The 13,071-nt window shown below is 35.9% G+C and carries 9 protein-coding genes and 1 pseudogene; 1 reads left to right on the top strand and 9 read right to left on the bottom strand.

Features of this window, described 5'->3' with window-relative positions; translation table 11 throughout:
• Window positions 1-257 precede the first annotated feature (257 nt).
• A complete protein-coding gene (locus ACQKIH_RS14330) occupies window positions 258-1,958 on the top strand; it encodes a methyl-accepting chemotaxis protein (RefSeq protein ID WP_427767161.1) in 1,701 nt (566 codons plus the stop codon).
• A gap of 272 nt (window positions 1,959-2,230) precedes the next feature.
• Here the strand turns inward: ACQKIH_RS14330 and ACQKIH_RS14335 are convergent, their stop codons facing one another.
• The 9 genes and pseudogenes from ACQKIH_RS14335 to ACQKIH_RS14375 all read right to left on the bottom strand — a co-directional run bounded on the left by ACQKIH_RS14335 (window position 2,231) and on the right by ACQKIH_RS14375 (window position 12,943).
• Complete coding sequence (locus tag ACQKIH_RS14335) at window positions 2,231-2,404, bottom strand: hypothetical protein (protein WP_427767163.1); 174 nt, start codon at window positions 2,402-2,404, stop codon at window positions 2,231-2,233.
• A 506-nt stretch (window positions 2,405-2,910) separates the two neighbouring features.
• Window positions 2,911-3,735, bottom strand: coding sequence for a sugar phosphate isomerase/epimerase family protein (locus ACQKIH_RS14340; protein WP_427767166.1), 825 nt, complete (start codon window positions 3,733-3,735; stop codon window positions 2,911-2,913).
• Entirely contained in the window at window positions 3,732-4,706 is a 975-nt protein-coding gene (locus ACQKIH_RS14345) for a DUF6005 family protein (RefSeq protein ID WP_427767169.1), read from the bottom strand. The genes ACQKIH_RS14340 and ACQKIH_RS14345 overlap by 4 nt, the downstream gene beginning before the upstream one ends.
• A 13-nt stretch (window positions 4,707-4,719) precedes the next feature.
• On the bottom strand, window positions 4,720-4,977 hold the full coding sequence (gene asbD / locus ACQKIH_RS14350; RefSeq protein ID WP_057984983.1) for a petrobactin biosynthesis protein AsbD: 258 nt from the start codon (window positions 4,975-4,977) through the stop codon (window positions 4,720-4,722).
• Window positions 4,974-6,206, bottom strand: a complete 1,233-nt coding sequence (locus tag ACQKIH_RS14355) for an AMP-binding protein (protein WP_057984982.1) — start codon at window positions 6,204-6,206, stop codon at window positions 4,974-4,976. Before ACQKIH_RS14355 ends, asbD begins: the two co-directional genes overlap by 4 nt.
• Before the next feature lie 2 nt (window positions 6,207-6,208).
• Entirely contained in the window at window positions 6,209-7,963 is a 1,755-nt protein-coding gene (locus ACQKIH_RS14360; protein WP_427767173.1) for an IucA/IucC family protein, read from the bottom strand.
• Window positions 7,935-9,758: an IucA/IucC family protein gene (locus ACQKIH_RS14365; protein WP_057984978.1), complete on the bottom strand. Its 1,824-nt coding sequence runs from the start codon at window positions 9,756-9,758 to the stop codon at window positions 7,935-7,937. Before ACQKIH_RS14365 ends, ACQKIH_RS14360 begins: the two co-directional genes overlap by 29 nt.
• Window positions 9,759-10,369: 611 nt before the next feature.
• Window positions 10,370-10,609: pseudogene (locus tag ACQKIH_RS14370) on the bottom strand (transposase); the annotation flags it as partial.
• A gap of 794 nt (window positions 10,610-11,403) precedes the next feature.
• Window positions 11,404-12,943, bottom strand: a protein-coding gene (locus ACQKIH_RS14375; protein WP_427767186.1) for an IS3 family transposase whose coding sequence is annotated in 2 segments (ribosomal slippage) — window positions 11,404-12,334 and window positions 12,333-12,943 — 1,542 coding nt in all. Because the reading frame shifts where the segments join, the coding sequence is not laid out codon by codon here.
• Window positions 12,944-13,071 lie beyond the last annotated feature (128 nt).

The raw sequence follows: 13,071 nt of genomic DNA on the forward strand, positions 1-13,071 counted from the left end.
TGAACTCCGAGCGAGATTAATTGAATGCATATTCACTATCTTCTTTATAAATTAGCGTCCTATTGTTTTCGTTAATCCATGGCGGGAATGAAGGGTTCGTAAACTTGAAAAATGTCAGTTTTTTATTTTTTTCGCCTATAAACTAGGTATTTGTAAATGTTTTGTAAAGGACTAAATAATCACTCATTAAAGTCGATATACTTAACGTAGTAAAGAAATAATATAGAGGTATCTACATACCTTCAGGAGGAAAATCTATGAAATGGACAATAGGAAAAAAAGTAGGTATTTCATTTTCGGTTATTATGTTACTAATTTTATTAATGTGTGTTATTTCAATTAGTAGTGCTTTTAACTTAAATAAGAATACAACAACTATTAATGACGTTGTAATGCCCGAAATAGCAATGATCACCAAATTAAACAATCAAACTGATGACATGTTTATTAGTACTCAAAAGAATCTGTTGGCTATTGATCTACCTTATAAAGAAAAATATGCAGAAGAAGTAGCCGTAATTAATAAGCAAATAGAAGATTCGTTCAAATCTTATGAAAAAATCGTGGAAACAAAAAAAGGAATAGAAACGTTAGATTTGCTTATGTCAAACTGGGCTAACTTAATTGAGCAAAATAATGAAGTTATTCGTCTAAGCAATGCTGGTAATATGGAACAAGCAATACAAAAGTATTATGAGGTAGACCTTCTATTTGATAAAACGCAGGAAAACGTCGAAGTTTTATTCGCTTTACTCAAACAGCAATCGGAAGTCATTCGCAATGAAGGAACAGCTGATTTTAATAGAACTTTTATTATTTTAGTTGTAGCTAGTTTGATTACCTTCATGCTAACGATTGGGATTACTGTCTTCTTTATACGTTCTATTAAGAGGCCTGTTGAATTGCTTTCAGAACAAGTTAAACAATTAGCAGATGGCAATTTAACAATAGAACCAGTAAATATTAAAAATAAAGATGAAATTGGTCAATTGGGGATAGATTTTAATATCATGCTAGCACATCTGAAAGGATTGGTAAGGAGTTTACAAGAACATATCCAAACTGTAGTTACTACTTCTGAAGAACTTTCTGCAAGTGCGGAAGAAACAAGTAAAGCGACAGAACAAATTACAAGTGCTATGGTAGATGTTTCCGAAGGGGCGGATCAGCAAGTTCAGGGAGCCAAAACTAGCAATGAAGCAATTACAGAAATGGTAACAGGTATGGAGCATGCAACTTCCTCAGTTCAATCGGTATCTGATCTAGCTATATCTACTAAGGAGTATACATCTGTAGGGGCATCTATGATGGATCAAACGATGAAACAAATGATGAATATTCAACGTTCCTCTGAAATGACATCAAAAGTCGTTCAATCGTTAGGAGAAAAATCAACTGAAATAAGCCAAATTTTAGGGCTAATTACTGTGATTGCAGATCAAACAAACCTACTTGCTTTAAATGCCGCTATTGAGGCAGCAAGGGCTGGAGAATACGGCAAAGGTTTTGCTGTGGTAGCAGATGAAGTCCGAAAATTAGCCGAAAATTCATCCGTGGCAACCAATCAAATTCGTGAGGTAATTGTGTCGATTCAACAGGAAGTAACGGAAGCTATAAATGCTATGGAGAAATCAACTAATAATGTAAATGAAGGTATGGTATTAGTGAAGAAATCAGAAGATAATTTCCACAGTATTTCTTCAATGATAGAAGGAGTAACGAATCAAACAGAAAATATTTCTGCTATTATTGAACAATTAAATGCGAATACAATTAGCATTAAAGGGCAAATATACGAAGTTTCTACTTTGTCAGAAAGTTCGTCTGATAAGGCGCAAACGGTTGCTGCAGCTGCAGAAGAGCAAAACGCAACAATGGAAGAAATTTCAACTTCCGCACGGGTATTAGGTGAGTTATCATCTGAATTACAAGAAATAGTGTCTAAATTTAGAGTGTAAATCGAATAAAATACAAAGCACTACAGATTTCTCTGATGACGAGCCGAGCACTTACCCAAAAAAATGAGACAAATAAAAACACCTTTCGTTGAAAAGCGTGTATTGTATGATATGCTCCCCTTTAGGTTAACAGATAAAAAATAAAATCTGTTTATCCAATGGGGAGTTTTTTCATGAAAGTCTGTTTTCACTTAATGATGTGTTTTTATTATTCCACTGTCTACTTAAAGGGGAACACTTGATTTTTAAAGTGCGACGGGCTTTACTGATTTTTATTTAAAAGTACGATTAACGAAGGCTGCTTGATAGCTCATTAATTCAATGTCCGTGTACTTACCTATTTTTTCATCTGTATGGAATGCTGCATCGATAATTCTAGCTTTACGAGCCTTTTTTAGTAATTCACGGATTTCAATTCGACCTGTTTCATTCAATAATTGTGCCATTTTTGCTTCCTCCTTCGTTTGCGTTACAGGCACATTTGAACAGAAAGTTATTTTTAAATTTAACAAAGAGTGGATTACTTCAAAAAAAACAGATTAGATTAAATCTATTAAGCAAAAACTGACAACTTCATTTGGTTAGAAGTTGTCAGTTTCTAGTCTAAATATTAAAGTTTTGAAGCAATATTAAAATAAATTCTTACAGCCCCCTCTTTTTATAGGTCTATTTTCAATTGTGTTCATGTACATATCCAACCAAGTATACAAATTTCGTATAATAATTCGTTTAGTTCACTCTATAAAATGGCTTTAAGCCTTGTTAATATTGGGAGGGGAAGTTTAGGGTTATTTTGTGGGAATTTTATGGTTTATGTCACTCAATAAGGCCCTAGAATTACTCCTAATGCAACCACAATAGCCAAATTATCAAATACACTACTGCTGTAACAGTGGGTAGCTAAAAAAACTCAATTTTTACATAATCAATATATATTTTAAACAACCTTTTATTATATTTGTACCAACTGCAACGCCTTCTTAACCTCCTGAATATCTTTCGCTAATACGCTTTTCACATTCGATCCGAACCATTCCAATGACGCATCTACATCCACGATTGGGAGTACATCCGATAGGAATTCATAATAATCAATTGCACCTTCAAACAATGGAACCATCCCTTCTCTAGACCCTGATGCAGCATAAACATTGTTTGGAGAAAAAACACCAAGTTGTGCACGTGAGGCAATATTTTTAAAGTGAAAATGTGAGATATAAGGAAGAAGTTGGTTCATGGCGACAATAGGTTTTATACCTGATTCCCATATATGCAAAACGTCAAAGTTCACTCTTAGGCTTGAGTGATTCATTTCTTCAAGTAACTGCATCGTTGAAGGTAGATTATCTGTCAATGTGTTTGGATGAGTTTCAACAAGTAAATATTGTCCTTTTGACTCAAGGTAATCACAGAGCATTCTAAGTCTGAAAGTAAGTTCTTCCCTTTCTTTCTTACTCGTGTCTGAACTGCCCTGTTTTCCTACAAATGTACGAATCTTGTTCGTTCCCCAACGCTTTGCAAGTGAAGATAACTTCTCTGTTTCAGCCATCATCTCAGAAATTGGTGCTTCTAATGGCAAATAATCACTAAGCATGCTCGTTTCCAAACCGTAGGAGCTTAGCCAATCTGCTCCATAATGAAGTTCATCTGCCAAGTTTTTTGCATGAACACCCCAGAGCTCGATTCCTTGAAAACCTTGAGTTTTTGCAAAGTCAGCTAATTGATCAATCGAGTGGAGATGGTGCCTAAACGAGATAGTACAGATAGATAATTTCATAACATGACCTCTTTCTTGTGCTGTAATGTTAACCATGCTTGAAAACATTCTTGTAATCCTTGCTTAATCTTGAACTCAAGTAGATTTTGCTCTTCCAACTTCACATAAATATCTTCAGCTAATAACAAATCTTGTGTCATCGTAAGTTTCATTGCTCGATAATGAATCGTTGTATAACCATTCACTAGACGCTCAATTTCATCACACCATGTTTCAAAGCCTTCCTCATCACGGCCAAGAGCTTCCCAAAAAAATGCAAACGCATGTTCATATGCATACTTTCTAATCGCTAAAACTGGCAATTGTTTTAATGCAGTCGGAAGTTTTGACATACTTTCCTTTTCTTTTCCTACGATATGCTCTTTAATAATCTCGGTAATTGCTTCTGTCAACGGATTAATATGATGCTTTATACATGTATTAAAATAGGCTTCAACCGTCTCTGTAGTTGGAGTAATAATCGTCTCGGAATCAAAGTAATAGCCACCTCCGACAGTTGGCTCTTGGATTGCATCTAAAATCCTCTCCTTCGGCAATATCCCTTCCCAGCGAAAATCAGGGTCATACATCAACCACTCTGCTTCATTTTCTGTAGCTTCTAGCATCACATAATGTGGAAATGGACGTTGATGAAATTTATTCTCTCGCTCTGGAAGCATCGATAAATCCAGCATCACCATCACATGTTGATGTGGAGATTCATTTTCTAATAACCTTAGTAACTTATTTATATTTTCTTGTTTTGATTGTTCTTCGTCATACCATTTGTAAAGCTTGATTCCATAGAGCATTTCATACCATGTTTGAAAGAAATGATGATCAATACGATCTGAGTGGTATGAGAGCACCCCATTATCGAGCACATCAAAATCTGCGTCCCATACCCCAAAATAGTAGGGTCTATGATCAACGCCTTTCGTTTTCTTAATAACTTCACAAACACAGCTTACAAAACAATGAACTTTTATCATTTTTCTCCTCCGATTATCCTACTTTTTGCTGTTTTTCTAAAAAACTTGCTAGTGTTCCTACTGTTTTGAAATCTTTAGGAACGAGAATGTCATCGGGAATGGAAATGCCATGATCCAACTCTAAATGAAGAATCAGTTGAAGGATCATAATTGAATCCATATACAAATCCTCATTTAACCGGGCATCTTCATTAAAAGAAGAAAGTGTCTGCAACTCTAATGAATTTTCCATAAAATCATAGATGCTCTTCATCAATTGTTGTCTCGTCATACTGGTATGCCTCCAAGTTTTTTTCTACTTACTTTTCCATTTGGCAGCTTTTCAATTTCATGAACAAACACAAACTCCATCGGAATTTGATGGGGAGCGAGAAATTTACTGCACCATTCTCTAAGCTCCATATTTTCGATTGGTTCAGTAGACACGTATAGTGCGCATACTCGCTCTCCTGATAGGTTATTTTGTTTCTTATATACGACTGCTTCGACTATTCTTGGGTCATCCATTAACACGGTTTCAACTTCTTGCGGATACACATTCAAGCCTGCTACATTAATCATGTCATCCATTCTAGTAAGAAAAGAAAGAACATTATCTTTTAAATAGCCAAGATCTTTTGTATAAATCGTTTGTGTAGACAATTCAATGATAATTTCGCTCGGTGTTTGTTTGTCACCAGCTTTCACTTTCACATGAGGAAGGGGGTAGCCCATTTCTTTCGGATCTTCCACATTAGGGTGAATCGCAACACACCCGGATTCAGAGCATCCATACTGCTGTAATACTTGGCGAGATTTCTCTCTTAATAAGGTCAACCAACTATGCGGCATCACAGTTCCTGACGTCATCACACGATCAAATTGTTGATCACTTGGTAATAATCGACTTAATGTATAAAGTAACGTTGGAGCCGCATAGAGAATGTGCTTTGGATATTCTTTTAGCTTTTTCAAAATATATTTAGGATTACTATTCGTAATAATAATCGGCTTTGCTCCCCTTCTTATGCAAGCCAAGACACCACAAATAAATCCATATGAATGAGTAACTGGACAAGCGACAACAGAATTCGTCAAGGAATCGACAGGTAACGTTTTCACATAGCTTTCAATCTCTTCTTCTACTGAACTCCACGGTCGTTCAATACATTTCGGAGCTCCTGTTGTACCTGAGCTCATTTGAACTAATACTCCTTCTTGGTTATTGGAATGATTTGATAGTTCGATGAAAGAATCGATCGATTGGAATAATAAAAGATGACTACCTGCTGAAGAAGCAAGCCGCACAGATCCCTCTTTTGGCGTCGCTGGATGGATTGGGACGACTGATCCACCTTTTTGGCGTATATATAAACAAAGAGCTATATATTGGAAAATATCATCCGTACAAATAGCTAATCTACGATTGTTACATTCTCTTAGATGAGATAAGCTTTCGTATATTTCATATTGCTTCTCGATATCTTCTACTGTATAAAATTGATCATTGACATAAAACATCATCATTTCTCCTTTTTATCCTCTTTTGCTAACGTATTGCTGACGATATGTCGAAAATTTCCTTCTTCTTGATTTTGAAGTTTCTTTGTTAGCAAAGATTCAACATAAATATGTGTGCTAGTATGCTGAAGCTGTTCATTTCTTGAGCATAATAATGGAAAACGTTCAAAGTGCTTCTGTATTCCGTCCCTAACTTGACTCCAAAAACGTGTTTCTACAAATCCATACTGCTCTTCTAGCAAATAAGATAGTTCACTTAAGTGAAACACGAATAATGTATCCATAACTAACTCTCGTAAAGCCTCTACAGAAGACATCCAATAATAATGATCGACAGGTGCATCTTTAAAACGTTCGTGTATCGTTTCAAAATCTGGAATGAGGGTTCTGTCTGAAATAAATTCTTCAATATATTCGATACTGTCATGGAAATCCCTCAGTACAACCCGAGTCGGCCAGCCATTTTGATGTAATAAGATCATATTTTGCGCATGAGCCTCAACAGCAATACCATGAGCGACAAGCAAGTGCCACACAGGAATAACACTCACTTCGATCAAGCGCTTTACCCACTCCTCCGTTCCATATCGTAAAAGCCATTCATTTATAAACGGACGCCCATCTTTCTCCATCATCATTAACACCGTAAACGGTACCGCTTCCTCATCATCCTTCATATACGAGCGCACACTTTCTCGCCATATTGAGCCAAGTTGACCTTCTAGTTTTCCGCTATGCTTTTTTGCATTCGGTTCAAAAATAATCCCAGCATATTCTTCCAGTACAATAAGAGACGCTTCCTTATGTAAATAGGAGTCTAATTGAATTACCTGCCTAAGCCATGCTGAAATGTGAGGAGCAGCACAAACAGCATGAGAATGTAACTTTCGTAGTGAAGAGGTATTCACCATATTCATCGAACATTTTAATTGCGCCTTTTCAGGATTTGAAAAGTTCCATAATGTTCGTACCGATTGGGTTGCCCGATAGTAATCTCCTTTCACATCTAGAGGAATTAGATCTTTTTGCTCTATTAATCCGGCTATTTCATGTTTCATGTTGGACCACTGCCAAGGATGAACCGGTAAAAATGTATATTCTTCAGGAGTTCCATCGAATGCCGCAAGTTTTTCAAGAAGGTCTCCCCACATCAAATGCCCTAACTCTCTTTTCCAAAAGCTCTCTTCCTCTTCAAGAACAGTGATATGTACGTAGCTTCTTCTCACTGCAACCCATTGAAGGGTAAATGATTGCTTTACTTCAGGGCCATAGTCTCTATGGTCGTCGATTGTAAAACCGGTTCTTGATTTAAAACAAGGATGATATGGATGTCCTTCAATGATTTCTGATTCTAATTCTTCATAGCTCGAATTTCTTCTCGACAGTTGCATTTGAAGATGACGATTATTCCAGTCACAAAGCAAACTCGTTAAATGAAGTTCTTTCAGTAATCTATCTTTGTCTCTATGAGTCGAAAGTAATTCATCTACTAGATCCTCAAGCGTTGCCTCTAGTAACGTTTCATCCTTTCCTACTTGAAAAATACTATCTTCCTTTATTCGGATGCGATCAAATGCCATTCTTCTACCTTCACAACGATAGGTACACTTCTGTCCAACAAGAGTAAGGTTTGAAGTCCATTTATCTAGACAAGTTTCTTCATATTTAATTAGTCCTTCAAATATCATTGCTTCCACGAGCTGCCGCCTTACACGTAGCTCCCCTTGTTTAGAAGCTAAATGCTGTAGCTGCTGCATATTCTGCCTCCTCATACTGAAGAACAAACGGATTTGGAATTTTCGTGTATACCGCTTGTTCAAGTTCGGCTTCTAGTTCATCTACATCATGAAACCTTGTTAATAAATTTGCTTTGAACGCAAGCTTTTCTTGATTTAGAATGTTACGAACAAATGCCTTCCCGAGACCTGTAAATTCTTTTTCTAATAAATGCAGTTGATCGTAAGACCACTTCAGTAGTACTTTTTCATCGATTAGCTGATCTGCTCCAAATCGGGAAATAACGGGAAACAATTGATTCATAAACAAATAATTTATAAATCTATCATGAATAAGGTCATCTTCGTAAAATAGCTCTTCTGTTTCATGCAAAGAAGGCTCTATTGAAAGAAGTTCTTCTTTATATGTTTTTGATAAGTAATATCCTTGGTTATCTCGATAATAATAAGTAGATGGATATCCTGAAGAAATGTTTAACACACTATTTTGTTGATGTGCTTCGAGAGCTATCCCATACTCATCGTATAACCTTAATAATGATTCAATAGCACATTTCCAATAGACTTTAAACCAATCTAAACTTACGCTTTCTAAGGAGCGGAATTCTGATTGAGAGATTTTCATGATGAGCTGACACAGTCTCGATTTTTCGTTTGGCAGAGGCTCTTGAACAAGAGCAGCAATCATGCAGATTCCTTCATCATGTCCTTCAGGAAATACGTTTGAGCGAAAAATAACCTCAAACCCTGATTCCGTTTGATCTGGAAACTCTACCGTCATATAGGCTGGGTCATCAATCATCCGAAAAGATGAATGGTTCTGTAAGAAATCAATCTTATTCATTAACCGAGCCATAACAATTCCAGCTTTTAGTTCATGAGTTCGATTTACCCTCAATGAATTTGTTATTTTAACAGGAATTGAAAACTTATACATCATTTCTTCATTTGAGCTATATACCGTTCTTATCGAAGAGGTCGCTGTATAAAAAGCCCCAAGCGCACCTTCATATTTTATCAATCCTTCAGCAAGCGCTTTTTTTACATACTGTTGCTGTAATAGCCACTGTGCTTGAAGCGGGTGCATCGGAAATAGGCAATGCTTCTCTGACATAACAAAATCAGGTTGTGATTTTCTTAAAGACTGAGAAATGAGTTCACTCGCACTTTTTTCTAATACTGAGGACTCTTTCACAATTTTACGGTCGACACGAAAATAGTGAAGTTGGAAAGAACCTTGTAGCTCTGGAGCAAAACTCGTTTGTTGCCAACTTGCCATCCCTTGTCTGCTTTTAGGTGTGGGATGAAGCCAATGTCCAAATAAGAGAGACTGCTCAGCTTCAATAAACGAATCGTTAACTCCATTTTGTTTCTTATCTTCCAAACTCTTTTCAATATAATTTGCCATCGTTTGATAGCTTTCAATTATGCGAAGAATGAGTTCATCGAAATGGGAGTTAACCCCAGAACATCCATCCGCCTTAGCCATAAAATGTAGTTCTTGAATGAGCATGATGAGTATCGTTAATTTATCTTCAACTAGCCATTGTTTTTGTTTCGTACAATACTTCAAAGAGACACCAAACTTATGTCTTCCAACAAGAGATTTGTAATCCACACCAAATGCAAAACGGGTGTTTTGTATCGGCAACTCAAGCTCTAGAATATGTGCCTCTGTAATCAGGATAGATTGTCCCTGTTCTTTTATCCACTCCTCCTTTTTGACCCAATGTCCGCTATTCACTTCTCGAATATAACAATTCATAAACGCCTGAAACGATGCATTTTCTGCAATCTGTTTGGCAATCTGTTGCATGTAATTAACCATCCTTTCACAGAGCCCTCTAACAAATGATAATGATTATCATTTGTTGTTAAAAAAATTAGTCTTTCTAATTAGAAAGACAAATAATAAGAAATTTGTTGCTGACAAATAAAACACCTTACTGGTAATTAAAAGAAAATAAAAAATTTAAAGTGTGATAGTAGATTAATAGCTAAGCGTTGACATTGATAATGATTATCATTTTCAATTATAACCATATATTACAAGAAAGGCGGAAATAGCTCAACTGTCTAAAGACCTATATAGCAATAAAAGTATCGTTTCTTGTGTGGTCTGTTGTGACGACAGAATATTACAAAGAGATGTAAAAAAAATCGTACGATTTGAGAAAGTTCAGTATGATATTAATGTTCATAGGTATTGGTGTGATACTTTATGACGTTTCTTCGTTTTCATCTTTACTTCGAAAACAATTTAGATAAGTCCATAATCTTATTCCGTGCAATTGTGCAAATATTAAAAAACGCTTTCGTTTCAACGAAAGGGTTTAAAATTATAATTATTTACATGAATCAATTTCATAAATCATCTTTTTTAAAATCTTAGACTTCTCCTGTGTGAAAACTTACGTTTTAAAAAAATTATGCAGCTTCGTTCTGTGTTTGTAATAAGGCATTCATTCGATCCACCGCCAATTTACAGGCATTATAAATATACGTCACCAGGTTGAAATGTAGTTTTACTTTTTAACCTGTTCGGTGACGGATGTTATTTAATTGAAAGTATTATTTTAAATAGGCATTGACGCGTTCTACTGCAGTACGTTCTTTATAAAGTTTCTTCCATAATTCTGAGCCACGCGCTGGATATGTGTATTTCCGAATCCTTTTTAAATGTTACGACAATAAAATATAATTCACTTTGAGTTATTTGAAGCAGATCACTTGCTCTCCAAAATGCTCACACAATTATTTACTTGAGTTAATTATATTTAACACAGTTGTTTTTAGAATTGTTTAAAGTCTTGATAAATTAGACTTAATCATTCAAGGTTCACTGGGTTTAACTAGGTTGATTTAGTTACTTTATCCTTCTTGGTCTAAGCACCTACCATAACCCCTCTCCCACGATATAGGGGCTATAAAAATAATTAAAATGTTTAATTAATACATAAAACTTACATTTGAATACAGATAATACAGAAAAACAAAAAAAGAGTAATACAGACCACCTGTTTACTCTTTTGTCCGCAATTTGTCCGCAGAATTAATTTTTTGTGATAATTTTATTTGACTGAATTGATTTTACCTGCCTAAAAAACCTTATTAAATCAGGCTTTTTTAACTTATTTGAATTTAATTAAACTCGGTTTATTTAGCCAGATAAATTCGACAAGGTGGGGTCGCTGGTTCGAGACCAGCCGGGACCATCACGCTGAAAGCCTTTATTAATAAGGGTTTTCAGCTTTTTTTATTCCATTAATTACACCTGATATTGAATCATTTTTACTGTTGCGTGACGGATACGTGACGAATTACTTTAAAACTCATAGTTTCATTTAAAATACCCTGCAGTGAATTGAGACGACAAGATTATAGTGCGAAATAAAAATAAGCCCTCCACAGAATATTGAACTGCTCCCTGTCAAGTAGACAGCGGGAATAATAAAAATTCTTTATGCGGCTTGAGCCCTGTATTCTAAGGGGCTCAAGCCGTTTAATCTTTCTTGGTAACGTTCGTTATGATAGAACGTAATATAAGTATCGATTGCTGCTTCTAACGCCTCGTATGTTTCATATTTGTTTAAATAATACTTTTCGACTTTCAGGGTACCCCGAAAGGCCTCGATTGGTCCGTTATCGATACAACGACCGATCCTCGACATACTGTGAACCATATTCGCACTTTCTGTCATGCGTTTGAAAAATTTTGATGTATATTGATAACCTCGATCACTATGAATAAGCGGTTGCTCACCTTGTTTTAGCCCCTGTATTGCAGGAATCATGGTGTCATAAACTAACTTATTGTTATTCGAATGTCCCAATACATAACTGACAATTGAATTGTCGTGTAAATCAATAATCGCGCTTAAATAAGCTTTTTTCCCTTTGCCGTATTTGAATTCTGTCACATCAGTACACCATTTCTGATTTGGTTTTTCCGCAGTAAAATCACGTGCTAAAATATTTTCTGCCACATAATCCGGCTTTGATTTACGGTATCGTTTTGGCTTACGTCGAATAACCGCTTCCAGACCACAAATCTGCATCAGGCGGTAAATACGCTTCTTATTAATTTTAGCTAAGCCCACTTTTGTTCTTTGGCGATTAATTGTCATTGTAATGCGGCGGTAGCCATAAATGCCATTTACTTGCGAATAAAGATGTTGAATCGATTCTACTAGCTGTTCGTTTTCTCTTTCTCGTACAGATGGCTGACGTTTCAACCATTTATAATAAGCTGCACGTGAAATCTCAGCGATTTCACAGAGTAAAACAATCGATAAGTTTTCATTCTCCGCCAACTCTTGAATCGCGATATAACGGCTCTGAATACGAACTCTACTTAACGACGCCTCCTTTTGATTTCCTCTAACTTTTTTAAAATAGATTTTCTGCACGTAACCGTCCGTTTTCACGCTCCATCTGTTGAATTTTTAAACGTAATTCATCTTCTGGTGTACGCTCTTCTTCAGGTTTTGTTCTGCAACGACGATCCTCTAAAGCTTGATCGCCACTCTCTTCAAACTTTTTTACCCATTGATAAACTTGTTGGTAGGACACATCATATTGTGCTGCTGTTTCTTGATAATTCTTCCCGTTCGCTAGGCATGCCTTTGCGATTTCAATACGTTCTTCTACAGTTGTTTTTCTTCCATTAGTCATAGTTTGGCTCATTCCTTTACCCGAATCTTTTAATTCACTATGACCAGTATAGATTTTCACCCACTTTTTGAACACTGTTAAACTACTAATTTCGTATTTGGCAAGGATATCAAGCATAGAATAGCGTTCTGATAAATAATCCTCGACAGCACTTTGTTTTAATTCTTTTGAGTACACCTTATTTTTCTTAGATCGTGTTAACGCCTCTATTCCTCCAAATTTAAAAAGAGCACGCCATTCTTTAAGAGTTTGTCGATTGACCGAAAACATCTTACAAATTTCAAGCTGGGTATGACGACCTTCTTCTAGATATTGAAGTGCTAAGATTTTAACATTTGGTTAAAATGACTTTTTTGGCATGACCGTTTGTCAAATTAAGTGCAACAGTTCTTCCCGAAACGCCTCGTATGCAGTTTTCCAGCCAAGGCATTTCCTTGGCCGATTGTTAATGAAAT

It is taken from the genome of Solibacillus cecembensis, from assembly GCF_050272495.1.
Taxonomy (GTDB): Bacteria; Bacillota; Bacilli; order Bacillales_A; family Planococcaceae; genus Solibacillus; species Solibacillus cecembensis.

Coding starts and splice junctions, on each gene's coding strand:
- ACQKIH_RS14355 (WP_057984982.1), bottom strand. CDS start 6,206: ATGTTTTATGTCAATGATCAATTTTATACAGTAGAAGATATCGAGAAG.
- ACQKIH_RS14340 (WP_427767166.1), bottom strand. CDS start 3,735: ATGAAATTATCTATCTGTACTATCTCGTTTAGGCACCATCTCCACTCG.
- ACQKIH_RS14360 (WP_427767173.1), bottom strand. CDS start 7,963: ATGCAGCAGCTACAGCATTTAGCTTCTAAACAAGGGGAGCTACGTGTA.
- ACQKIH_RS14330 (WP_427767161.1), top strand. CDS start 258: ATGAAATGGACAATAGGAAAAAAAGTAGGTATTTCATTTTCGGTTATT.
- ACQKIH_RS14335 (WP_427767163.1), bottom strand. CDS start 2,404: ATGGCACAATTATTGAATGAAACAGGTCGAATTGAAATCCGTGAATTA.
- ACQKIH_RS14365 (WP_057984978.1), bottom strand. CDS start 9,758: ATGCAACAGATTGCCAAACAGATTGCAGAAAATGCATCGTTTCAGGCG.
- ACQKIH_RS14345 (WP_427767169.1), bottom strand. CDS start 4,706: ATGATAAAAGTTCATTGTTTTGTAAGCTGTGTTTGTGAAGTTATTAAG.
- asbD (WP_057984983.1), bottom strand. CDS start 4,977: ATGACGAGACAACAATTGATGAAGAGCATCTATGATTTTATGGAAAAT.